This is a genomic window from Stutzerimonas stutzeri (assembly GCF_019090095.1).
In the GTDB taxonomy this organism is placed as follows: domain Bacteria; phylum Pseudomonadota; class Gammaproteobacteria; order Pseudomonadales; family Pseudomonadaceae; genus Stutzerimonas; species Stutzerimonas stutzeri_AN.
On the sequence record NZ_JAGQFP010000002.1, the window covers coordinates 1,191,254 to 1,214,237 of the forward strand.

Below are 22,984 nucleotides of genomic sequence, written 5' to 3' on the forward strand. Positions count from 1 at the left end.
CGGCGTTCGGCTTGTTTGAGTCGAACCACGCTAGGCCGGGTTTCTTACAGAACGATGAATGGACGATGACGCGGCGACGACGCGCCCGGCCAGCGAACGCCAGCCTGGCGGGCAGGGCGTTCGTGGCGTTGCGTTGCGGCTAGTGCTGCAAGGGCGGGGTGCGCGGCGGTACTACACGCTTCGAACCGGTCGCTTCATACGCCGAGGCCAGTTGCAGCAGCCGCGAGTCGTCGTAGGCCCGGCCGGCGAAGGTCAGGCCGATAGGCATGCCGATGTCCGACATCAGGCCCATCGGAACGGTGACCGTCGGCACGCCGAGGTGGCGGATGGCGAGATTGCCGTTGGCGACCCACACGCCATTGCTCCAGGCGATATCCGCTGAAGCGGGATTGACGTCGGCATCCGCGGGGCCCACATCGGCGACCGTCGGGAAGACCACGGCATCGAGTCCGTGCTGGTCCATCCAGTCTTCGAGATCCAGCTTGCGAGTCTGCTCCAGACCACGCAGGCCTTGTTCGAGGCTGGCGATCTCGTTCCACGGCGTGATGCCACGTTCGGCCATGCGTACGTATTCGGCCATGCTGGCGGCGAGGTCGCCCTCTCGATTCGGCAGCGTGCCGGGTTCGTGCGGGAAGATCAGCGGGCCGTCGACGTCGACGAGGCGGTTGAGCTTCGGGTCGTTGTTGGTGCGCAGGAAATGGTCGAACCCCCATGCCGAGAGCGCCCACAGTTCGTCGTGGAGAAACTGCTCCGACACCAGGCCGCGGGTGTACACGGTGGGCGCGCCCGGGCGGTCCCCTTCGCAGTTGGACACCAGCGGGAAATCGACCTCGACCACGGTTGCGCCTGCCGCTTCCAGCGCACGGCGCGCCTCTTCCCAGCGCTCGATCACCGACTCGCGCGTCACGATTCGCTGGCCGGTGGGGCCGCCGATACCCGGGTTTTCGCTGGTACCCGCCTCCGGGTCCTTGTTGATGAACATGCGCGGTACGCCGAAGCGTTTGCCCGCCAGCGAAGCGGGGCTGGCCAGCAGGTCCTGGTAGGCGGCCGGGCGTACCGAGGAGGCAGCTGGGATCGGCACCCAGGGCTGCATGCGCCAGAGATCACCGGAGACGTCCGGGTCGTCGGCGACGATGACGTCGAGCACTTCCAGCAGATCGGCCATGGTTCGCGCATAGGGCACGACCACGTCCATGGTGGGCGTCAGCGGCCAATTGCCGCGCACCGAAATCACACCACGGGACGGCGTGTAGGCGCACAAGCCATTGTTCGACGCCGGGCCGCGCCCACTCGACCAGGTTTCCTCGGCCAGGCCGAAGGCCGCGAAGCTCGCAGCCGTCGCGGTGCCGGCACCATTGGATGAGCCCGAGGCGAAGGGCGCAGTCAGGTAGTCCGCGTTGTAGGGGCTCTCGGCGCGGCCATAAACGCCACGCTGCATGCCGCCATTGGCCATCGGCGGCATGTTGGTCTTGCCCAGGCAGATGGCGCCGGCGGCACGCAGGCGCTCGACGGTGAAGGCGTCCTGGTAGGCGACCAGGTCTTTGAACGCCGGGCTACCCGAGGCCGCCGTCAGGCCTTTGACCAGGTAACTGTCCTTGGCCGTGTAGGGAATGCCATCCAGCGGGCCCAGGGTCGCTCCGCTGGCGCGGCGTCGATCGGACGCCTCGGCCTCGGCCAGCGCGTCGGGGTTGGGGACGACCAACGCGTTGAGTGCGGTGGCCGTGTCGGGGCCGTCATAGGCCTCGATCCTGGCCAGGTAGGCTTGTACCAGCTGTGTCGCGGTCGTCTGACCCGTTTCGAGCGCGTTTCTCAGCTGAGCGATCGAGCATTCGGTGACTTCTATCATGATGATTTGCCGTTGCGAGTCCGCAAGTCGAGCCTGCGGGGGTGAGCGGTGGTGTGGTTGCCTCGTCGTCCTTGCCGGTGCTGCCTGTGTCCCGGTGCCGATTATGGCGCAGCCATGGTGGCTATCAGGATAGCCAACGGACGAGAACGACCGGTTTGGTGCGATGGGCTGCCCGGACCATTAGCGCAGCGATGCGGTGTTCCTGCGAATGCTTCCATGCTGCCCTTCGGGGCGGGCGGGCTCAAGGCCGTCGAGGCGATTACCGGCCCAATCTTGGGTGGCGCACACCGGAGCATAGATCGCCGAGTACCCGGGGCTGAATCGGCACGGGCGAAAACGTGCCTTGTAGCGATGCAATCGGTGACTGTGCGCCGCCACGGGGTAGCGGCCCGCGGGGCCATGGTCATTCGGCCCACTCGGGATCGCCGGTGAACACGACGGTCAGCCAACGGTGTGGACCCTCTCCGCCGATCGCCTCGCCGAGCTCCTCGCGCAGGGCGTCCCACTCGCCGATCGTCTTGGCACCCGCGGTGGCCGGCACGATGAAGTACAGCTCGATCTCCCGGGAGCGCCCGACCTTGGCGACATAGGCCCGGTAGGATTGCAGTCCGTGCTTCTCGACGAAGGCCTGCGCCACGCGATCGACGTGGCGCTTGAAGTCCACAGGCGTCACCAGAAAGATATCCGCCATCGCCTGACGCACCACCGACATCGGCATCGGAATGATCACCAGGCACACCAGCGCCAGCACGGCCGGGTCGATGTAAGGCGAGATCCACGCCCAATCGGTGCCCTGAACCAGGTAGCCGATGCAGAACGCGACCAGCAGCGCCGTGGTGATGCTGGCGGACATCACCCAGCCATTCACATCCATGCGCACGAAGTCGGAACCGATCTTGCGGTTGGCACGCGCCTCGGCCAGCGCGATCGCCACGCAGGCGGTAACCGTCAGCACCGCATAGATCAGCGCCACATCGAATGCCAGCTCCCGACCACCGGCGAGCAGGCTGCTGACCGCATTGATCAGCGCGTAGATCGCCACGCCCGACAGCAGTATCCCGTTGAGGGCAAGCACCATGGGCTCCAGGTGCCAGAAACCCATGGTGAAGCGCTCGCGCATCTTGCGCGAGACCTGCGAGGCGCTTGCGTAGGCGGTTATCAGCCTCACCACCATCAGTGACAGGCCGCTCATGCTGGCATCCACCAGCGAATACACGCCATCGAAGGCGATCGAGAACGAGCCGGATGCCAGTCCGAAGCCGATTCCGATCAGCGCAATGAACAGCGTGACGACGATAGATGTGCGCAGCACACCCTGTTCGCTCGAAAGGTCGAAGAAGGTACCGAGTGTTCCCCTTCCCATGGTTGAGTCTCCAGGTCGCCGGTGGGGCGCAAGTGCCTGCCGGGCGGTAGTGATGGGCGCAATCAGGCCCCGCTCGCTGACCTAGACGACGAGCCGAGGCTCGAAGCCGAATCAGAAGGGGGCCGAAGGGCCAGTTGAAACGATGTCGGGATGCGCTCGCGCGTGTCGTCGAGTCGCATGCAGGCGAGCTGTTGCCACACATGACCCAGTTCGCGCGGTTGCCACGAGGCGCGCAAGGATACCACTTGCGCCTGATTTGTTTGTTTTATTTTACGGAATGGCTTGGGTAGGCCGCTTTGTCGCGCTTTTCTGTACGAAATAAAGAACAGCTTCTACGGGCGTGGCCGGCCTTCTGTAGGAGCAGGCTCTGCCTGCGATTGCCGAGCAGGGCGCGGCTCAGCAGCCCAGCCCGCCGATGATCTTCCGCTTGGTCTGGTGCCGATCGGGTTGGTGCGGTTCATCGAGGTTCGTCATCCCGCTAGGCGCCGTTTGGTCCGGTGTGGCTCATTAGCGTGTCGGTGAGCCATGCGCCGAGGATATCGGTCCGATGGGACGGGTCGCAGGCAGAGCCAGCTCCTACAAGATGGGCACCTGTCATCGGGACGTAGCCAGCTCTTCTGTAGGAGCAGGCTCTGCCTGCGATTGCCGGGCTGGGCGCGGCTCAGTGGCCCAGCCTGCCGAGGACATTCATCCCGCTAGGGCGCCGCTTGGTCCGGTGTGGCCCTTTGGCGTATGGGTGAGCCAAGCGCCAATGATGTCGGCCCGATGGCGCGGGTCGCAGGCAGAGCCAGCTCCTACAACATGGGCACCCGTCATCGGGACGTAGCCAGCTCTTCTGTAGGAGCAGGCTCTGCCTGCGATTGCCGAGCAGGGCGCGGCTCAGCGGCAGGCTCGGCGAGGATCTTCATCCGCCAGCGTGCCGTTTGGTCCGGTGTGGCTCATTGCGCTTGGGTGAGCCAAGCGCCGACGCTGTCGGTTCGACGGGGCGGGTCGCAGGCAGAGCCAGCTCCTACAGGACGGGCAGCGGTACGCCTGTCTGCTGGCCTCTGCTTGGTGCGGCGACGGCAGTCCGTTGCAAAGGCGCGCCGTTTCGGGCGTTGGCTAGCGACTCGGTTTGCGCAGCAAGGCGTCCAGCACGGCCTCGCATGCGGCGTCCCATGGCGCGCTGGACTGCCGCCGGTTCAGCACATCGAGGCCTTTGGCGGTATAGGTGCCGGGAGTGGCGATGCCTTGCCCCAGCGTGCTCAAACTCTGCCCGGGCTGATGGCGAGCGCTGGCCACGCAGTCCTGCAAATTGCCCAGCACCAGATCCCTGGCTTTGTCGGCTGGCAGGCCCTTGTCGGTCAGCCACTGCTGTAGATCCTGAAGAAAGAAGTAGAACCAGCCGTTCATGCAGGCCGCGACGGTGGCCAGCTCGAAGTCGGGCTCCTGATCCAGTACGACCAGATTGCCGAGCGGGGCTAGGAGCTGTTCAGCCTGGTCATCGGGAGGGCAGACCACCACCGTCGATTGGTTGATCTGAGCGGCATAGGAGAGCATGGCCCGGACGCAGCGGGCGCCAGGGAAATGATCCTCGAGCGTCTGCAGGCTGACCCCGGCTGCCAGGGAAATCAGCAACTGCCCTGGCGCTACGCTGATCTCGGCGGCAACGGCCGGTACGGCATCGGGGCGTACGCCGAGCAGCAACGCGTCGGCCTGGTCTACCACGGCCTGATTGCTTGGCATCACCACGCAGTGCTCGTCGACCGCCAGGGCCGCGGCGCGTTCGTGGTTGCGTGGAGAAAGATAGATGATGCCGTCGAAGCGGCTGCGGCGAAGGCCGAGCACCACCTTTTCGGTCAAATCACCGACACCCAGAATGCCCAGACGCTGCATAACGCTTACCCCGCCGACTGTTGGTTTGCTGTAGTCGCCGCGCGCGGACCCTGAAGCCCGTCGCTGCAGCACGCACAGGCAGAAACTACACCGGCTACGCCGTGAGTTCACCAGCACAGGTGCCGTTACGCCGCGCCAGGCTAGCTGGCGGCCTGGTACCGGCATTGGCCGCCACGAGGGCGAGCACAGCGCGCACTATCGGCGCGCCGGATCTGGCTATCGACCTTAGCCACTCCTTCCATTGCGATGGCTTCGACAGGAATCTCGACGAAGCCTGCCGATCGCAGAGGAGGCCGCGCTGGTCTCCGTGCTGGAGCTTTCAACAGGACGCGCTGGCCGCCCGGTACTGCTCCAGCAACGCCTCTATCGGATGGCGCAGCTTGGCATCGTTGAACCGGGAGGTCTGGCTGCGGCAGGAGTAGCCGGTTGCCAGGGGCTCGGCCTGATCGTCGGCAGCGATGGCGCGGGCCCAGGATTGCTCGAAGATCACCTTGGACGTCGCCAGATTGCGTGCTTCGTGACCGTAGGTGCCGGACATCCCGCAGCAGCCGGTCGCCTGGGTCGCCAGGCTGAGACCGGCCTGTTTGAACACCTGGTTCCACAGCGCCGCGCTCGGTGCGGCATTGGTCTTTTCGGTGCAGTGAGCCAGCAGCCGATAGGGCGCGGGCGTGGCGGCTTCGGCGGTCCGCTCTGGCAGCGCCTTGATCAACCACTCCTGCGGCAGCAGCACGTCAGGGCAGGTCAAGCCGGGAATCTTGGCGTATTCCTGGCGGTAGACCAGGGTCATCGCCGGATCCAGTCCCACCAGCGGCACGTCGAAGCCCGCCAGCGCCTGCAGGCGCCGGGCATTGCGCCGCGCCGTACGGGTGAAGGCGCCGAGGAAGCCTTGCACGTGCAGCGGCTTGCCGTTGGGCGAGTAGGGCGCCAGGTACACCTGAAAACCGGCCCGGCTCGCCAGCTCGATGAAGGCGGCGAACACCGGCGTCTCGAAATAGCGGGTAAAGGCGTCCTGCACCAGGATCACGCTCTTGGCGCGCTGCTCGGCATTCAGCGCGGCGAGCGCCTTGGGCGTAGCGGTCGCGACCTTCCAGCGTCGGCAGGCAGCGGAGAAATCGAAGTCGCTGATCAGTGGGCTGTCGACCATGCCGATGTGCTTGGCCATCAGCGTGCTGATCCAGGACGCGCCCATCGGCGCGTTGTACAGCCAGGGCACGCGGGCAAACAGCGGCAGGCTGAATTCCAGCGAGCCGATCAGGTAGTCGCGCAGCGGGCGCAGGTAGCGGCGGTGGTACAGCTCGAGAAAGCGCGAGCGGAATTCCGGCACGTTGACCTTCACCGGGCACTGCCCAGCGCAGGACTTGCACGCCAGGCAGCCGGCCATGGCGTCATACACCTCGTGGGAGAAGTCCGCTTCACCGTCCCGCGTGTTGCGCCAGCGCGTGGGCAGCGAGCGTAGGAAGTTCAGCGACCCGCCAACGGCCGGGCTCAGTACGTCGGCGCCGGCCTGGGTCTGCAGGCGCAGCCACTCGCGCAACAGCGAGGCGCGCCCCTTGGGCGAATGGACGCGCTCGCGGGTGGCCTTCCACGAGGGGCACATGGCGTCGTCGGGGTCGTAGTTGTAGCAGGCGCCGTTGCCGTTGCAGTGCACCGCGGTGCCGTAGCTCTGCCAGACGCTCTCATCGATCTGCCGATCCAGTTCGCCACGCAAGGGCACCTCGTCGACCTTCAGCAGCGGCTCGGCGCTGTCCAGGGGCGTGGCGATCTTGCCGGGGTTGAGCTGGTTGTGCGGGTCGAACGCGCTCTTGAGCGCCTGTAGCGACGGATACAGTTCGCCGAAGAAGGCGGGCGCGTATTCCGAGCGCACGCCTTTGCCATGCTCGCCCCAGAGCAGGCCGCCGTAGCGCTGGGTAAGCTCGGCGACCGCGTCGGAGATGGGGCGTACCATCGCTGCCTGCGCCGGGTCCTTCATGTCCAGCGCCGGGCGGACATGCAGCACGCCGGCATCGACATGGCCGAACATGCCGTAGGCCAGGCCGTGGCCGTCGAGCAGGGCGCGGAACTCGGCGATGAACTCCGCCAGGTTTTCCGGCGGCACAGCGGTGTCTTCCACGAAGGGCTGCGGGCGAACCTCGCCCTCCACGTTGCCCAAGAGGCCGACCGCGCGTTTGCGCATGGCATAGATGCGCGTCACCGCGGCCTGGCCCACGGCGAGGGTATGGCCGAGGCGCTCCACCTGGGTGTCATGCTGCAGGTAGTCGATGAACGAGGCGACCCGCGCATCGACCTCTTCGGGATCGTCACCGCTGAATTCCACCAGGTTGATGCCCAGCGTCGGTCGCTGCGATTCCTGTGGGAAATACTCGGCGACGCCGTGCCAGACGATGTCCTGCATCGCCAGCAGCAGCACCTTGGAATCCACCGTCTCGATGGACAGCGGGCTCATGGTGATCAGTGCGCGCGCGTCGCGCAGGGCGTCCATGAAGCCGGCGTAGCGGATGTTCACCAGTACCGAATACTTGGGAATCGGCAGCACGTTCAGCTTGGCTTCGACGACAAAGCCGAGCGAGCCCTCGGCGCCGCAGAGCACGCTGTTGAGGTTGAAGCGGCCATCGGGCTCGCGCAGGTGCGCCAGGTCATAGCCGGTCAGGCAGCGGTTGAGCTTGGGAAAGCGTGCCTCGATCAGCTCGGCTTTCTCACGCTGGATGCGCTCGGCGCAGCGGTAGACGCTCCCGATGCGATCCTGTCGCGACAGCTGCTCCACCAGCGTCGGCTCGTCCACCGGAGCGGTGCGCAGGCGCTCGCCGCCCAGCAATACGGTGTCCAGCTCCAGCACGTGGTCGCGCGTCTTGCCGTAGGTGCAGCTGCCCTGGCCGCTGGCGTCGGTGTTGATCATGCCGCCGATGGTGGCCCGGTTGGAGGTCGAAAGCTCCGGCGCGAAGAACAGCCCATAGGGCTTGAGGGCAGCGTTCAACTGATCCTTCACCACGCCGCTCTGCACGCGAACCCAGCGCTGCTCGGCGTTGATCTCGAGGATGCGGTTCATGTGCCGCGACAGGTCGACGATCACGCCGTCGGTCAAAGACTGCCCGTTGGTCCCGGTGCCGCCGCCACGCGGGGTCAGGCGGACACTTTGATGAGGCGGTTCGCTGACCACCCGAGCCAGGGTCTGCACATCGTCCGCATCGAGCGGAAACACCGCCGACTGGGGAAAGCGCTGGTAGATGGAGTTGTCAGTCGCCAGCACCGTGCGGCTGGCGCGGTCCTGGGCGATCTCGCCGCGAAAACCGGCCGCACGCAGGGCATCGAGAAAGGCAATGTAGGGCGTCGCGGGCGCTTCGGTGGGGATACGGGCAATCATGGTCGGCTACCGTTGGGTAGGCTGCGATACCTTCAGCACGTGAAGGAATTGGCGCCTACGTTCTACTGATAGCTCGCATTTTCTTGAGCCTCCCGGCGTGCTACAACGGTATTTTTCGTCAATAACCTATGAGTTCCATGAATGCATTATCGCCGCCTGACGCCGTCGATGTCCTTGTTGCTGGCCTTCGAAGCGGCCGCGCGTCATGAGAGCTATACCCGCGCCGCGCAGGAGTTGTCCCTGACGCAAAGTGCCGTGAGCCGGCAGGTACAGTCGCTGGAGGCGCTGCTTGGAATCACGCTGTTCAGGCGCGAGGGGCGCAATATCGTGCTGACCGACGTGGGGCGCCTGTATCGCCGCGAATTGGAGGGCGCGCTGACGCAGATCCGCAAGGCAACGCTGCAGGCGGTGGCTTATGGTTCGGGCATTGGAACGCTACGGTTGGCGCTGCTGCCGACCTTCGGTTCGAAGTGGCTGCTGCCCCGGCTGAATGAGTTCTATGCGGCCAACCCCGGCGTGCAGGTGCATATCCATTCGAGGATCCAGGCGGTGGACTTCGACGAGGGCGATATCGATGCGGCCATCAGCGTCGGCAGCTCGGATCAGCCGGGTCTGGTGGTGCATCCACTGCTTGAGGAGCGGATGATCGTGGTCGCCAGCCCGGACGTGCTGGCCGAGCACGAGCAGGACGATCCGGCGGCCATCGCCCGGCAGTTGCTGCTGCAGGTCGCCAGCCACCCTCCGCTGTGGGCCGACTGGTTCGTGCAGCACGGCCTGAACCCTGAGCAGATGCGCGCCGGCCCCAACTTCGAATTGACCTCCCATCTCATCCAGGCAGTGCGCGCCGGCATCGGTGTCGGGCTGGTCCCGCGGCTGCTGGTTGCGGACGAACTGCGTCAAGGCCACCTGGTGACCATTGGCGAAACCATCCCCAGCCGGCGCACCTACTGCCTGGTGTATCCGCCGCGCAATGAGGTGCTGCCGTCGCTGGAGGCATTCAAGTCGTGGCTGCTGCGGTTGCCGGTCGAGCCCTGATCGGCGGTTTGTCTCGATGACTCGCACACAGCCATCAAGGCGCACCGGATCGCTCGCGCGCGGCCAGTGTCAAGGTGCTGGGCTCGGCTCGGCGCTCCGGTCCTCAGCATAAGCGCCGAGCGCGCAGAGCATTGCAAGCACTGTCAGGCCGAGACCGACCCAGGGCGTCAGCCATACGCCTGCCAAGGCGATAACGAGGCCGCCGACAGCAGCACCCAGTCCTATTCCCACATGCATGGCCGAGGTGTTCAGCGCGACCCCGGCGCTGCCGCTGGCCGGGTCGCTGTGCAGCAGAAAGCTCTGCACGGCCGGTGAAATCATCCAACTGACCGTGCTCCAGAGCATCACGCAGGGAATGAACAACAGGCTGTGCAGGGTCAGCGGCAGGGTCACCATCGTCAACGAAAATGCGGCGGGAATCAGCACCAGTGCCGGCCCCGGTCCTACGCGGTCCGACAGCCAGCCACCCAGATAGCCGCCGCCCAGGGCAGCCAGGCCGATCAGCAACATCAGTCCACTGACTGTCGCGGCGTCTCGCAGGTCGAGCATGGCCGCCAGGTACGGGGTGAAATAGGTGAATAACGTGAAATGTCCGCCAAGCAGCAGAATCGAGACGGCCTGGGCCAGCCACAGCGGGCGGTGACTGAGCTGCTTCCAGTAACCGGCGCGATCAAGCTGCGCGCCGGGCCGGCACTCTGGCAGGTATCGCCAGAGCAGCAGGCTCAGGGGTAGCGAGTAGAGGGCGATCGCGATGAATATCCAGCGCCAACCGAACCAGCTGCTGATTTGAACGCCCAGCGGCACACCGAATACCAGCGAGGCGCTGATGCCCATGAAGAGGATGCCAATCGCACGCCCTTTCTGTCCGGGTGATGCCAGCTCGGAGGCCAGCAGAGTCGCCGTGGCGATCAGTGTCCCGCAGCAGGCAGCCATGCCCACGCGTGCCAACAGTAGGCCCAGGAAGGTCGAACTGATCGCGGCGAATGCGTTGAACAGCGCGAAGGCCAACAACGTGACGACCAGCAGACGGCGTCGCTCCCAGCGTTTGGCCAACCAGGTGATCAACGGCACAGCGATGGCAAAGCCAAACGAAAACAGCGTGGTGAGCTGCCCAGCCAAACTGACGGATACGCGAAGGTCGCTGGCCAGGGGCGGCAGAATGCCGATGAGGATGCTCTCCGCAACGCCGGCGGCGAAGGTCGTGAGCGATAGCAGAAACAGGCGAAGATCCATAATGGCTCCGATTCCCGGTGAGGGGTTTCGGGCGCTACAGGCCTTCGGTTATCCCAGTTGATGGTGAGCCACGGCGAGGGCTCGACGTGGCGTGAAAAACATTAGCGCAGAATAACGGCTTGTCCAAGCGTGGCGGCGACAGGTCACGCGCGGGGTAAGGCGGAATCGTCTGTTCCAGCTTCCTGAGGCGCTCGCCAGCTTCGCTCAGAAAATCGCCGAAGCGTCGGGAGGGGGCTTTCGGTTAGCCAGATACCCAACCAAACCGCGCATCGCTTGTCAGTTTCCTTACCTCATAAGAACAAATGGCAAGGAACTGACATGAAAAAAAGCTCATTGCTGGTCGCCGGGCTCTGCGCGGCCCTGCTGGGTAGCGCCTACGCACAAGAGAAGCCCACCGTTCAGCTCATCGCTACCGGCGGAACGATTGCGATGAAGATCGACCCGGTCAAGCAGGCACCCGTGCCCGCCATTTCGGGCGATGACCTGCTCGCTACGGTGCCGGAAGTGGCAGAGTTCGCGAAGATCGAAGTCGACAATCTGTCGAATGTGCCTTCGGACTACATGGATCCGCCGCGCTGGATCGAACTCACCAAAGCCGTCAATGCGGCGCTGCAGCGCCCAGAAGTGTCGGGCGTGATCGTCTCGCACGGCACCGATACGTTGGAGGAAACCGCGTTCTGGCTCGACCTGACGGTCGATTCCGCCAAGCCGGTCGTTGTCATCGGGGCGCAGCGCAATGCGTCCTCTTCTGACTTCGACGGCCCGCGCAATCTGCTCAACGCCGTGCGTATCGCTGTCGATGAGCAGGCCAAGGGCAAAGGTGTCCTGCTGGCCATGAACAACCAGATCAATGCCGCGCGCCATGTGACCAAGACCCATACGGCCAACGTAGAGACCTTTCAGTCCGGCGACTATGGCTTTCTGGGCGAGGTCTATCCCGACCGCGTGATCTTCGCGAGGGAGCCCCTGCGCCGACAGCACATCGAGATCCAGACCGACACCATGCCCAAGGTGGATATTATCGCCATGTACGGAGGCGCCGACGGTAGCCTGCTTTGCAGCGCAGTCGACCAGGGCGCGAAGGGGATCGTCGTGCAGGCGCTGGGCATGGGGAACATGAACCAGCCGATGTTCGAGGCGGTCAAGTACGCGTTGGAAAAGCAGGTGCCCGTCGTGATTTCGACGCGTGTGTATAACGGTCGGGTCATGGCCAACTACGGTTTCGAAGGCGGTGGCAAAACCACCGCCGATGCAGGTGCCGTCATGGCCGGGAACCTCAGCCCCCAGAAGGCGCGCATTCTCCTCATGCTGCTTCTGCAAAGCGGGACGTCGGGGCAACAGGCGCTACAGACCGCATTCGACGCCATGTGAACCGGTATGGCGCTTACCCGGCGACGATTCGCATGTGCCGCCGGGAAAGCTCACCGTGAGGCGAGGGGCCTGTCACTGGCCGGCTGGCGCTAGCCATTCGCGGGCGTTCGGGCGCTGGCACGACAGGGCGGCGATCGGTCCACCGGCAGCGTGCTCGCTGAATCTATGCGAATGTTGAACCCGTACCTTTCCAGAAACCGGAAAGCTGCCTGGGCAAGGCGCTCGAACACAGAGCCGACGTTCCAATGTCACGCCAGGTCCAGCAGGGTAAGCCCCACATCTACCACCCCCTGGTCAGCTAATCGGGGTGAGGGGAAGTGGAGACTTCAATCATATACTTGGGTCGACACGCTTGGAACGCCATGGCAGTTCCAGACGCAACTTGCCGCAAGGTGTGCCCATGAAGCTCGAACTCGTACAAATGGCCGGACGCGACGGTGATACGTCCTACAACCTGCAACGCACGCTCGACGCGATCGCCAGCTGCGCTGCCGATACTGACATCGTGGTTTTCCCCGAATCGTTGATCACCGGCTTTCCGGCGCCGCACACCGTTGCTCGCCTGGCCGAGCCGCTGGATGGTCCGAGCATGCGTGCCATCCAGCAGGCGGCCAGTCAGTACGATCTGGCGGTTGTCTGTGGCCTGACCGAGGTCGATCAAGGGCGCTACTACAATACAGCGTTCTGGTGACGCCGGACGGCATCGCCCTGAGCTACCGCAAGACCCACCTGTGGGTTGGCGAAGGCGACGTGGTGCTGCCGGGAGACCGGTTCGCCACGGTGGAGTGGCGAGGCGTACGCCTCGGCCTGCTGATCTGTTACGACTGTGAGTTTCCCGAGACGGCACGCGCCCTGGCAGAGCTGGATGCCGAGTTGTTGCTGATCACCGACGGCAACATGGAGCCCTACGGCCGCGTGCATCACGCCGCTGTCACGGCGCGCGCCCAGGAAAGCCAGGTGTTCGCGGTGATGGTGAACCGCGTCGGAAAGGGCGAAGGGGATCTGATCTTCGCTGGCGGCAGCATGGTGGTCAGTCCTTTCGGTCAAGTACTGTTTGCAGCCGGTGGAGAAGCCTGCCGCCACAGCCTGCACCTGGACATGGCAGACGTCTCGGCCGCGCGCCAGCTGTACCACTATCAGGCGGATCGTCGCCTCAGCCTGCCTGGCGAACGTATCGAGCACGCTGACGGTCGCCGCGAACTCCTGATTTCCACACGCCACTGATTCGCCTTAGCGCAATAATACGCACACGCGAAGCGGCCAGAATCGGCTTGTGATGGCGCTGAACTCCCGTATTCACCAGGTTTCAGGCACAAAAAAGGACGTCCGTGGACGCCCTTAGCTGTGTATTTGGTGGAGCCGGGGGGATTTGAACCCCCGTCCGCCAGCTCTCCACTGTCGGTACTACATGCTTAGCCAAATCTACTGAGTTAACTCCGCGCCGCCCGATTGGCAGGGTGCTTGGAGCGAGCTGCATGAGTTTTAGCCGTTACGTCTGCAGCGAACTTGGCGGCGATCCTGTTCTATCTGACAGTCATTTTGGGTTTACAGGCATCCCCTAGTGACCGCTGGCGCCGAAGCGACCAGATGAAGGTTAGGCGGCTAGCGCGTACCCTTCGTAGTTGTCGTCGTTGGCAACTATAAGTTTGCAACAGTGGATTTACGAGTTCTGTTACCAACTCGGCATGCACCTAGAGTTTTGTTACCGGCGTCGAATCCTAATCGGCCCCATGAAGCGAGTCGCAGCCTCATGTGCTGCGCAGTGTACGCCAGATGCCCTGGCTACGTCGAACACTTGCTAGCCCTAGTTTGGGGCGCTTCATCGGGTTTCAACTGGTATCGCCTAAAATCGGCAAGGACCACGCCGGGTGGCCCTGCCTGACGGGCTCAGTTGCTGGCGCCTGAGCCAGTGCCGGCCGAGCCGGTGCTGCCGGTGCTGCCTGGGCCTTCGAGTTTCTGCAGCGCCTTGGTCGATTGCGCGATGCAGGTTTCGGTATCGCCGGATTGCTTGGCGTCGCGGGCCTTCTGGATCAGATCCTGGATTTCATCGCGAGCAGGGTCGCCCAGGGTGGCCTTGTTGGTGGCCATGTTGTCTTCGATCTCCTGCAGGTTGAGCTGGCAGAGATCCTTGTCAGCAGCGAACACGGCGGGACTGGCAATCAGGGCGGCTGCGGCAAGTAGGGCAAATTTCTTCATGAGATCCTCCAGGGAGTTGACTTCCCGGCGGGCCTGCCAATGCGGCTGTTGCGCGGCGGCGCCGAGGCGAATCGAGCCTCTGTGACTGCTGGGCTCATAGATTCGGACTGCGGCTGCGCTCGAGCGTTTCATCGGTACGACCAGGCGTGCCCCGGGCTACCCCTCAGCTGGAAGGGGCGACCGCTCTGGGCCGGCTGTTCCGGTTAACCAGGTAGACCAGTCCGTGATAATCGATACCGCCATGCAGTGACAGGCCGATTTCGCAGGTGCGGCTGGTGGAGATGCCCTCTTCGCACACCTGTACGGCGTCTTTCAGGCTGCGCAGCGCATGGGCATTGAGCTCGGGGGTGGTGAATCCCTTGTCGCCGGCGAAGCCGCAGCAGTGGATGCCTTCGGGCACGATAACCTCCTTGGCGCAGCGCCGGGCGATGTCGATCAGGGCCTGGGCTTCGCCGAGGTGCTGGGTGCTGCAGGTGACGTGGACGGCGATGGGGCTGTCCTGGGGCTCGAAGTCCAGCCGGTCGAGCAGGTGGGTGCGGATGAAGCGCACCGGATCGAACACCTGTAGGCGCGAGTCGTCCAGGTCCTGCACCAGCCGCAGGGTACAGGGGCTGGTGTCGCAGTAGATCGGGTCGAGCCCGCCGCGGCTGGCCTTGAGCAGCGCGTCCAGGGTTTCCTGCCGCTTGCGCTCGGCCTGCTCCGCGTAGCCTTTGGAGGCGAACGGCTGGCCGCAGCAGAGGTTGTTCAACTCATCGGGAAAGACGACCTGGAAGCCGGCCTTTTCCAACAGCGCGCGGGTGGTATCGAGCAGCGGTTCCTGCTCCTGATCACGCGCCGCGGGGCCCATGGCGCGCGACACGCAAGCGGCTAGATAGACTACGCGTGGGCGCTCATTGCCGGCCGATGGTTTGGGCAGGTGCAGGCGTTGCAGGGGTTGCGGCGTCGCGGGCGTCCATTGCGGCACGCGGCCGTTGCTGGCTTTGCTGAGCGTGGCAGAGGTCTTGCTCAACAGGCGCGTGCCCAGCATCAGATGGGCGCCGTTGGCCACATGCAGCATGAAGCGAGCGCCCTGCACGGCGGTGCTGAAGTGCCCGGCCAGCCAATTGGCGGTGCGGGCGTTGTCCGCGTTGCGCCCGCGCAGCTTGCGCACCAGGTCGCCGGTGTTGATGCTCACCGGGCAGCGTTGGGCGCAGAGGCCGGTGGCGGCGCAGGTGTCGACACCGTGATAGTCGTACAGGCGCTCGAGCTCGGCGGTGTCGATGCCCGCGCGCTTCTTCGCCTGGATGTCACGCCAGACGACGATGCGCTGGCGTGGGGTGAGGGTCAGTCCGTTGGACGGGCAGACCGGTTCACAGAAGCCGCACTCGATGCACTTGTCGACGATCTCGTCGGCTGCCGGCATGGGCTTGAGGTGCTTGAGGTGGATGTCCGGGTCATCGCTGAGGACGACGTCCGGGTTGAGGATGCCCCGCGGGTCGAGCAGGCGCTTGATCCGCCACATCAGCTGGTAGGCCTCGTGGCCCCATTCGAGCTCGACGAAGGGCGCCATGTTGCGCCCGGTGCCGTGCTCGGCTTTCAGGGCGCCGCCGAACTCCACTGCGACCAGCTGGGTGACGTCCTGCATGAAGGCTTCGTAGCGCGCGACCTGCTGCGGATCATCGAAGCCCTGGGTGAAGACGAAGTGCAGGTTGCCTTCCAGGGCATGGCCGAACAGGATCGCCTCGCGGTAGGCGTGCTTGTCGAACAGCTGAATCAGGCGATTGACGCCCTCGGCCAGGCGTTCGATGGGGAAGGTCACGTCCTCAATGATCACCGTGGTGCCGGTCTGGCGCACCGCGCCGACGGCGGGGAAGGTGTCCTTGCGGATTTTCCAGAGCTGGTTGTAGACGGCCGGGTCTTCACTGAAATCGACCTGTTTCTCCACCGGAAAATGCGCGATCGACGCCATGATCTGGTTGATCTGCTCGTGCAACAGCGACTGGCTGGCTGCACGCGACTCGATCAGCAGCGCGCAGGCGTTGGCCGACAGCGCCTTGACCCAGTCCGGCATGCCGGACTTGTTTTCTACCGAGCGCAGGCTGCGGCGGTCGAGCAGTTCGACGGCCGAGACCGGCTGCTGCTTGAGCACGGGCACGGCGAGGCAGCAGCTTTCCACGTCAGGGAAGACCACCAGCGCGCTGGCCTTGTGCGGGTGGTCCGGCACGGTGTGGTAGGTCACCGCGCTGATGAAGCCGAGGGTGCCTTCAGAGCCGACCATCAGGTGGTTGAGGATGTCGAGCGGGTCGTCGTAGTCGACCAGCGCATTGAGCGAAAACCCGGTGGTGTTCTTCAGGCGGTACTTGTGACGGATCTTCGCGGCGAGCTCGGTATTGGCGCGCGTGGTGCGGCCCAGTTCGGCGAGTTCGTCCAGCAGGCTACCGTGGGACTGGCGAAAGGATTCGACGCTGGCCGCGTCTTCGCTGTCGACCACACTACCGTCGGCCAGGACCAGACGCAGCCCAGCGAGGGTCTTGTAGCTGTTCTGCGCGGTGCCGCAGCACATGCCGCTGGAGTTGTTGGCGACGATGCCGCCGATCTTGGCCGCATTGATCGAGGCCGGGTCGGGGCCGATCTTGCGCTGCAGCGGTGCCAGGACAGCGTTGGCGTTGGCGCCGATGACGCCTGGCTGCAAGCGGATCTGCTCGCCGCCGTTGCGTATCTCGCGGCCGTTCCAGTTGTCGCCCAGCACGATCAGCACCGAGTCGGAGATCGCCTGGCCGGACAGGCTGGTGCCGGCGGCGCGGAACGTCACCGGCACGCGCTGGGCGTGGGCCAGTTCGAGCAGGCCTACCACTTCCGCCTCGGATTCGACGCGCACCACCAGCTTCGGAATCAGGCGGTAGAAGCTGGCATCGGTACCGAAGGCGAGCGTCGAGAGCGGGTCATCGAAGCGCCGCTCGGCCGGGATCAGCCTCTCGACGGCAGCGAGAAATTCGGACGGGAGGGCGGGCGCATTCATGTCAGGCTCCGGAAGGGAAGGCGGGCCGCGCGGGCAGGTCGCGCGGCCTGTTCAGGGGCGGCGGGGCTCAGTCGACGTGGCGAGTGGTCTGGTACTGGTCGATCTCGCGGACCAGCGAGTCGGTGGTGATCTCGCTGATCGACTTGGCACCGGTAAGGACCATGGCCACGCGCATTTCCTTCTCGATCAGGTCGAGCAGGTTGCTGACTCCGGCTTCGCCGTCCGCGGCCAGGGCGTAGGCGAAGGCGCGGCCGAGCATGACGGTGTCTGCACCGAGGGCGATCATGCGGACCACATCCAGGCCATTGCGGATTCCGGAGTCGGCGAGGATCTTCAGATCGCCCTTGACCGCGTCGGCGATCGCCGGCATGGCGCGTGCGCTGGACAGCACGCCGTCGAGCTGACGGCCGCCGTGGTTGGAGACGATGATGCCGTCCGCGCCGAAGGTCACGGCGTCGCGGGCATCATCGGCATCGAGGATGCCCTTGATCACCATCGGGCCATCCCAGAATTCGCGGATCCATTCCAGGTCCTTCCAGGAAATCGACGGATCGAAATTGGCCGCGAGCCAGCCGATGTAGTCTTCCAGGCCGGTGGTATGCCCGCGGTAGGTGGTGATGTTGCCGAGGTCGTGCGGCTTGCCGTGCAGCCCCACGTCCCAGGCCCAGAAGGGGTGCGTCATGGCCTGCAAAATGCGCCGGATATTGGCGTTGGGGCCACTCATGCCGGAGTGCGCGTCGCGATAGCGGGCGCCGGGGGTGGGCATGTCAACGGTGAAGACCAGGGTGGACACGCCGGCGGCCTTGGCCCGCTCCAGCGCGTTCTTCATGAAGCCGCGGTCTTTGAGCACATAGAGCTGGAACCACATGGGCCGCTTGATCGTCGGTGCCACTTCCTCGATCGGGCAGACCGAAACGGTGGACAGGGTGAAGGGAATCCCTTTCTTGTCGGCGGCGCGTGCGGCCTGGACTTCACCGCGACGGGCGAGCATGCCGGTCAGGCCGACCGGTGCCAGCGCCACTGGCATCGACAAGGTTTCGCCGAACAGCTGGGTTTCCAGGCTGAGCTCGGACATGTTGCGCAGCACACGTTGACGCAGGGCGATGCCGGCCAGGTCCTCGACGTTGCGCCGCAATGTGTACTCGGCGTAGGCACCCCCGTCCACGTAGTGAAACAGGAAAGGCGGCAGTTTGCGTTTCGCGGCAGCGCGGTAATCCGTAGAGGCAGAGATGATCATCGTGTGTTCTCACCGAGTGAAACGAGGTAGGTCTCGTGGTGCTCTCGTCGTCGACGAAGGCTCGATTGCGATCAGGCACTTCGCGATGTGGCGGTGTGCGTGCGATCGCGGCGATTCCAGACGCCTGCGCCCCGAGCGCGATCGGGGCGAAGGTCGTGCTTTACATCAGACGCCGACCAGGGGGTCCGTCACGCCAATCAGGTAGATCGCGATCATGCCGATCAGACCTGTGAAGAGGACGTAGTACAGGGTAGGCCAAACGGTCTTGCGCAGGGTGATGCCTTCGCGGCCGAGCAGGCCGACGGTGGCGGAGGCCGCGACCACGTTGTGGATCGCGACCATGTTCCCCGCGGCGGCGCCAACGGCCTGGATCGCAACGATCATCGCCCCGGAGATGCCCAGCGACTGCGCGACGCCGAATTGGAACTGGCTGAACATCATGTTGCTGACCGTGTTGGACCCCGCCAGGAACGCACCCAGTGCGCCCACGGATGGCGCCAGCAGCGGATAGATGCCGCCTACGCTGTCCGCGACGTAGCGCGCCATGGCGATCGGCATGCTGGGCAGGTCACCGGCGTTGACCCCGGAGTTGATCAGAATGCGCACCATTGGCACGGTGAACAGCAGAACGAAGCCGGCGCTGAGCAGAACGCTGCTGGATTCCTTGACCGCCGCTTTCAGTTCACCGGCGCGCATGCCGTGCATGAAGAAGGTGATCAGCACCACCGCCACCAGGATCCCGCCCGGCAGGTAGAGCGGCTCGATGCTGGCGCTGACGCCGGTCTCGCCGAGGATGTTGGCGAAGGCGATGGAAACGGATTTCAGCGCGGCAGTGACCTGCGGGAATACGCGGCTGATGACCAGGATCGCGCCCACCAGAACGTAGGGCAGCCAGGCGCGCAAGGCGCTCATCGGGCGTGCCGCGAGCTCGTCGAGTTTCATCTCGATGGTCCCGATCCACTCGGCGGGCCAGTCTTTTGCGTCGGCGAAGTCCCAGGTGGTTTTCGGAACCAGGAACTTGAAGCGAGCCGCCGTGGTGACGATGGCCAGGCCGACCAGGCCGCCTAGCAGCGACGGGAATTCAGGCCCAAGGAAGATGCCAGTGGCCACGTAGGGCAGGGTAAAGGCCAGGCCCGCGAAGAGCGCGAACGGCAGCACCTCGAGTCCGGCTTTCCAGCTTTTTTCCTTGCCGAAGAAGCGCGTGAGCATCATCACCATGACCAGCGGCATGACGGTGCCGACGATGGCGTGGGTGATGGCTACGCTGCTGGTGATCTGCTGAAGGAAGATCGGCCAGCTGGAGCCCTGGGCGGTCAGCTGCGCGCCCAGAGTGGCGGTATCGAGGCCGCTGTTCACGCCGACGACAATCGGGGTGCCGACCGCGCCGAACGACACCGGGGTGCTTTGCACCAGCATGCCCATCAGCACTGCGGCCATGGCCGGGAAGCCGACCGCGACCAGTAGCGGCGCGGCGATGGCGGCTGGGGTGCCGAAGCCGGACGCGCCCTCGATGAAGCAGCCGAACAGCCAGGCGATGATGATTGCCTGAATCCGGCGGTCAGGGCTGATGGTCGTGAATCCCGCGCGGATGGCGGTGATGCCGCCGGAGTGCTTGAGGGTATTCAGCAGCAGGATCGCACCGAAGATGATCCAGAGCAGCCCGAGGGTGATGACCAGGCCCTGCAGGGTCGAGGCGATGATGCGGGTCACGCTCATGTCCCAGACGAACAGGCCAATGGCGGCCGTGAACAGGAATACCACCGGCATGGCGCGACTGGCGGGCCAGCGCAGGCCGATCAACAGTACCGCGGCGAGCAGGATGGGGGTGAAGGCAAACAGGGCGAGCAGTCCGTTAGACATCTCAGGCTCCCATGGTCGAGGTGTGCGAATGGGAATCCGGGCGGACCGGCGATGGGCAGACAACTGGAGACCGCATTAAGTAGTCCTCTTCTTGTTGGATGCTCTTTCTTGTAAAGTGGTAATACCAATTTACAGAAGAGTCCGGCCAGCGTAAGAGCTCCGCTGTGGTGCGTCAATTAGGAAGCTATAGACTTTGGTCGCAAAAGCCGTTGTTGCGGCGGCGGCAGCCTCTGGCTACGCTGAGCGCCAGGCCAGTGGTAAAACCAATTGCGGGGTGTCATGGAAGTGGGAGTGGTGCGTCAGCGAAGGCTGGCCGATAACATCGTCGAGCAACTGGAAACGATGATTCTTGAAGGAACCCTCAAGGCGGGCGAGCGGCTCCCTGCTGAGCGTGTCCTGGCTGAGCAGTTCGGCGTTTCGCGCCCTTCGTTGCGTGAGGCGATTCAGAAGTTGGCGGCCAAGGGCTTACTGGTGAGTCGTCATGGCGGCGGGAATTTTGTCGCCGAATCGCTCGGTTCTACCTTCAGCGATCCGTTGCTGCATCTTCTGGAAAATAACGCCGATGCGCAGCGCGATCTTCTGGAGTTTCGCCACACGCTCGAGGGTAGCTGCGCTTTCTACGCGGCACAGCGTGCCACTGAGCTCGATCAGCGGCGTCTCGGCGAAGCGTTTGCGGCGTTGCAGGATTGCTATGCGCGGGAGGGCACGGTCACCCGCGCCGAAGAAGGGGCTGCCGATGCACGTTTTCACCTGGCGATTGCCGAGGCCAGCCACAATGCGGTGCTGCTGCATACCATCCGCGGCCTGTTCGACCTGCTCAAACGCAACGTGGTGACCAACATCGGCGGTATGTACGCGCTGCGCAACGAGACTCGCGACATGCTCATGCGCCAGCATCAGGAATTGTATGACGCGATCATCGAGCGCAGGGCAAATGACGCCCGCGAGGTGATTCACCGGCATATCAGTTATGTACAGGAAGTGCTGGCAGAGGGGCAGCAGGAGGCGCAGCGTTTGGCGCGGGCGCAGCGGCGTCAGGGGCGGTCGGAAAAAAATCTGGAGGGTTGATGCGGTTGCCAGCAGCCGCTTGAAGGCCAGTTATCGGGGCGGGGCAGGCCCGCCCGGTGACGCGACAAGGCTCAGTCTTCCTTGCCTTTGGTGCGCATGGCGCGCTGTATCTCGCGGTCGGAGTCGCGCTCTTTCTCGGTATGGCGCTTGTCGTATTCTTTTTTACCCTTGCCCAGTGCGATGTCGCACTTGATCAGGTGCTTCTTCCAATAAAGCGACAAGGCGACGCAAGCGTAGCCCTTCTGCTGTACGGCGCCGAACAGCTTGCCCAGCTCGCGCTTGTTCAGCAGCAGTTTGCGGGTGCGCGTAGGGTCCGCCACCACGTGGGTGCTGGCGGCCGTCAGTGGCGTGATGTGGCAGCCCATCAACCAGGCTTCGCCGTCCTTGAGCAGGACATAGCTGTCTACCAGTTGGGCCTTGCCGGCCCGCAGGCTTTTGACTTCCCAGCCGGCCAGCACGAGGCCCGCCTCGAATTTCTGTTCGACGAAATAGTCGTGTAGCGCCTTCTTGTTCAGCGCGATGGTCCCGGGGGACTGTTTCTTCTGTTTGGCCATAGGCTGCGCATTATAGGGAGTCCCGCTGCGGCTGGCGATAAGCAGCACGCTGCGACGGTGTGAAACTTGAGGGGGAAACGCTAATCCCTGACAATGTGCCATCTTTACGCTTGTTCAACTTGGGAGCGGCTCCCTGACGGAACCTGCGTGACCACGCTTGCTCTCGGTGAGCTGTAATCGGCTGCGATCATGATCATCGATGGTCGAACGACGAAGTAGAAGGTTCGAATGACGACGCATATTCAACGCTCGGCGCTGCTCCCTTATCCGGCGCAGGCTTTGTTCGACATGGTCAACGATGTCGCCAGCTATCCCCAGTTTCTGCCGTGGTGCTCGGCAACCGAGGTCATCGCCAGTAGCGACACCCAGATGCAGGCCAGTATGACCGTGGCGAAGGCGGGCATCAGCCAGCGCTTTCTCACGCGCAACGAGCTACAACCGGGCAAGCGCATCGAGATGACGCTGGAAGAGGGGCCGTTCAGTCATCTGCACGGCATCTGGGAATTCAAGGCGCTGGGCGAGAAGGCCTGCAAGATCAGCCTTGATCTGACGTTCGACTACGCCGGGCCATTGGTCAGGGCGACACTCGGGCCGCTATTCAACCAGGCTGCCAATACCCTGGTCGACGCGTTCTGCGACAGGGCGAAACAGCTGTATGGATAATCCGGTAATCGCTATAGAAGTGGTCTACGCCTTAGCCGACAAGCAGAAGCTGCTGCGCCTGACCGTGCCGCAGGGTACGACGGTGCGGGAGGCGGCGCTGCGTTCGGGGATGGATCGTTTCTTTCCGGGGTTGGATCTTGCTGGCTCGCCGCTCGGCATCTTTGGTAAGGCGGTACCCAAGCCGGATGAGCGCGTGCTGGAGGAGGGTGAGCGGGTCGAGATTTATCGGCCGTTGATTGCCGATCCAAAGGAAGTGCGCAAGCAGCGTGCGGCGAAGGCGGCGCAGAACAAGGGTGGCGGCGCGAGCGCCTAGCGCTGAGCACCTAT

15 protein-coding genes, 1 other RNA gene and 1 pseudogene are annotated in these 22,984 nt (G+C 64.3%); 6 read left to right on the forward strand and 11 right to left on the reverse strand.

The features are described from left to right. Positions 1 to 139: 139 nt before the first annotated feature. From KVO92_RS15055 to ydiJ, 4 genes are all read right to left on the reverse strand, one after another. A complete protein-coding gene (locus KVO92_RS15055; protein WP_217476366.1) occupies positions 140 to 1,846 on the reverse strand; it encodes an amidase in 1,707 nt (568 codons plus the stop codon). A 403-nt stretch (positions 1,847 to 2,249) separates the two neighbouring features. Next, complete coding sequence (locus tag KVO92_RS15060) at positions 2,250 to 3,209, reverse strand: cation diffusion facilitator family transporter (protein WP_217476367.1); 960 nt, start codon at positions 3,207 to 3,209, stop codon at positions 2,250 to 2,252. Between the two features lie 1,101 nt (positions 3,210 to 4,310). Beyond that, the gene (locus tag KVO92_RS15065; protein ID WP_217476368.1) at positions 4,311 to 5,084 is read right to left on the reverse strand and encodes a pyrroline-5-carboxylate reductase family protein; all 774 of its coding nucleotides are present in this window, start codon (positions 5,082 to 5,084) and stop codon (positions 4,311 to 4,313) included. 319 nt (positions 5,085 to 5,403) lie between these two features. Then, on the reverse strand, positions 5,404 to 8,442 hold the full coding sequence (gene ydiJ / locus KVO92_RS15070; RefSeq protein WP_217476369.1) for a D-2-hydroxyglutarate dehydrogenase YdiJ: 3,039 nt from the start codon (positions 8,440 to 8,442) through the stop codon (positions 5,404 to 5,406). A gap of 141 nt (positions 8,443 to 8,583) precedes the next feature. Between ydiJ and KVO92_RS15075 the strand changes: the two genes are divergently transcribed. Next, positions 8,584 to 9,477 carry a LysR substrate-binding domain-containing protein gene (locus tag KVO92_RS15075; RefSeq protein WP_217476370.1) on the forward strand — a complete coding sequence of 298 codons (894 nt, stop codon included), beginning with the start codon at positions 8,584 to 8,586 and terminating at the stop codon, positions 9,475 to 9,477. 69 nt (positions 9,478 to 9,546) lie between these two features. Here KVO92_RS15075 and KVO92_RS15080 read toward each other — a convergent pair whose 3' ends face one another. Beyond that, the gene (locus tag KVO92_RS15080) at positions 9,547 to 10,710 is read right to left on the reverse strand and encodes an MFS transporter (protein ID WP_217476372.1); all 1,164 of its coding nucleotides are present in this window, start codon (positions 10,708 to 10,710) and stop codon (positions 9,547 to 9,549) included. Positions 10,711 to 11,043: 333 nt separating this feature from the next. Here KVO92_RS15080 and KVO92_RS15085 point away from each other — a divergent pair, with 333 nt between their 5' ends. Continuing rightward, entirely contained in the window at positions 11,044 to 12,081 is a 1,038-nt protein-coding gene (locus KVO92_RS15085; RefSeq protein WP_254621446.1) for an asparaginase, read from the forward strand. Between the two features lie 400 nt (positions 12,082 to 12,481). Continuing rightward, positions 12,482 to 13,305: pseudogene (locus tag KVO92_RS15090) on the forward strand (carbon-nitrogen hydrolase family protein). 127 nt (positions 13,306 to 13,432) lie between these two features. Here the strand turns inward: KVO92_RS15090 and ssrA are convergent. The 5 genes from ssrA to KVO92_RS15115 form a co-directional block, all read right to left on the reverse strand. Beyond that, positions 13,433 to 13,811, reverse strand: a transfer-messenger RNA (tmRNA) gene (gene ssrA, locus KVO92_RS15095). 157 nt (positions 13,812 to 13,968) lie between these two features. Then, entirely contained in the window at positions 13,969 to 14,277 is a 309-nt protein-coding gene (locus tag KVO92_RS15100) for a hypothetical protein (RefSeq protein WP_217476374.1), read from the reverse strand. A 163-nt stretch (positions 14,278 to 14,440) separates the two neighbouring features. After that, complete coding sequence (locus KVO92_RS15105) at positions 14,441 to 17,275, reverse strand: FAD-binding and (Fe-S)-binding domain-containing protein (protein ID WP_217476375.1); 2,835 nt, start codon at positions 17,273 to 17,275, stop codon at positions 14,441 to 14,443. 67 nt (positions 17,276 to 17,342) lie between these two features. Next, positions 17,343 to 18,512 (reverse strand): FMN-dependent L-lactate dehydrogenase LldD, encoded by a 1,170-nt coding sequence (lldD, locus tag KVO92_RS15110; protein ID WP_217476376.1) that lies wholly within the window; start codon positions 18,510 to 18,512, stop codon positions 17,343 to 17,345. A gap of 165 nt (positions 18,513 to 18,677) precedes the next feature. Continuing rightward, the gene (locus KVO92_RS15115) at positions 18,678 to 20,372 is read right to left on the reverse strand and encodes an L-lactate permease (RefSeq protein WP_217476377.1); all 1,695 of its coding nucleotides are present in this window, start codon (positions 20,370 to 20,372) and stop codon (positions 18,678 to 18,680) included. A gap of 279 nt (positions 20,373 to 20,651) precedes the next feature. Between KVO92_RS15115 and KVO92_RS15120 the strand changes: the two genes are divergently transcribed. Beyond that, the gene (locus KVO92_RS15120; protein ID WP_217476378.1) at positions 20,652 to 21,440 is read left to right on the forward strand and encodes a GntR family transcriptional regulator; all 789 of its coding nucleotides are present in this window, start codon (positions 20,652 to 20,654) and stop codon (positions 21,438 to 21,440) included. 71 nt (positions 21,441 to 21,511) lie between these two features. Here KVO92_RS15120 and smpB read toward each other — a convergent pair whose 3' ends face one another. After that, positions 21,512 to 21,994, reverse strand: a complete 483-nt coding sequence (gene smpB / locus KVO92_RS15125) for an SsrA-binding protein SmpB (protein ID WP_217476379.1) — start codon at positions 21,992 to 21,994, stop codon at positions 21,512 to 21,514. A 228-nt stretch (positions 21,995 to 22,222) separates the two neighbouring features. Between smpB and KVO92_RS15130 the strand changes: the two genes are divergently transcribed. Beyond that, on the forward strand, positions 22,223 to 22,657 hold the full coding sequence (locus KVO92_RS15130) for a type II toxin-antitoxin system RatA family toxin (RefSeq protein ID WP_217476380.1): 435 nt from the start codon (positions 22,223 to 22,225) through the stop codon (positions 22,655 to 22,657). Beyond that, complete coding sequence (locus KVO92_RS15135) at positions 22,650 to 22,970, forward strand: RnfH family protein (RefSeq protein WP_217476381.1); 321 nt, start codon at positions 22,650 to 22,652, stop codon at positions 22,968 to 22,970. Before KVO92_RS15130 ends, KVO92_RS15135 begins: the two co-directional genes overlap by 8 nt. The last annotated feature ends 14 nt before the right edge of the window (positions 22,971 to 22,984 follow it).

Coding starts and splice junctions, on each gene's coding strand:
- KVO92_RS15055 (WP_217476366.1), bottom strand. CDS start 1,846: ATGATAGAAGTCACCGAATGCTCGATCGCTCAGCTGAGAAACGCGCTC.
- KVO92_RS15060 (WP_217476367.1), bottom strand. CDS start 3,209: ATGGGAAGGGGAACACTCGGTACCTTCTTCGACCTTTCGAGCGAACAG.
- KVO92_RS15065 (WP_217476368.1), bottom strand. CDS start 5,084: ATGCAGCGTCTGGGCATTCTGGGTGTCGGTGATTTGACCGAAAAGGTG.
- ydiJ (WP_217476369.1), bottom strand. CDS start 8,442: ATGATTGCCCGTATCCCCACCGAAGCGCCCGCGACGCCCTACATTGCC.
- KVO92_RS15075 (WP_217476370.1), top strand. CDS start 8,584: ATGCATTATCGCCGCCTGACGCCGTCGATGTCCTTGTTGCTGGCCTTC.
- KVO92_RS15080 (WP_217476372.1), bottom strand. CDS start 10,710: ATGGATCTTCGCCTGTTTCTGCTATCGCTCACGACCTTCGCCGCCGGC.
- KVO92_RS15100 (WP_217476374.1), bottom strand. CDS start 14,277: ATGAAGAAATTTGCCCTACTTGCCGCAGCCGCCCTGATTGCCAGTCCC.
- KVO92_RS15105 (WP_217476375.1), bottom strand. CDS start 17,275: ATGAATGCGCCCGCCCTCCCGTCCGAATTTCTCGCTGCCGTCGAGAGG.
- lldD (WP_217476376.1), bottom strand. CDS start 18,512: ATGATCATCTCTGCCTCTACGGATTACCGCGCTGCCGCGAAACGCAAA.
- KVO92_RS15115 (WP_217476377.1), bottom strand. CDS start 20,372: ATGTCTAACGGACTGCTCGCCCTGTTTGCCTTCACCCCCATCCTGCTC.
- KVO92_RS15120 (WP_217476378.1), top strand. CDS start 20,652: ATGGAAGTGGGAGTGGTGCGTCAGCGAAGGCTGGCCGATAACATCGTC.
- smpB (WP_217476379.1), bottom strand. CDS start 21,994: ATGGCCAAACAGAAGAAACAGTCCCCCGGGACCATCGCGCTGAACAAG.
- KVO92_RS15130 (WP_217476380.1), top strand. CDS start 22,223: ATGACGACGCATATTCAACGCTCGGCGCTGCTCCCTTATCCGGCGCAG.
- KVO92_RS15135 (WP_217476381.1), top strand. CDS start 22,650: ATGGATAATCCGGTAATCGCTATAGAAGTGGTCTACGCCTTAGCCGAC.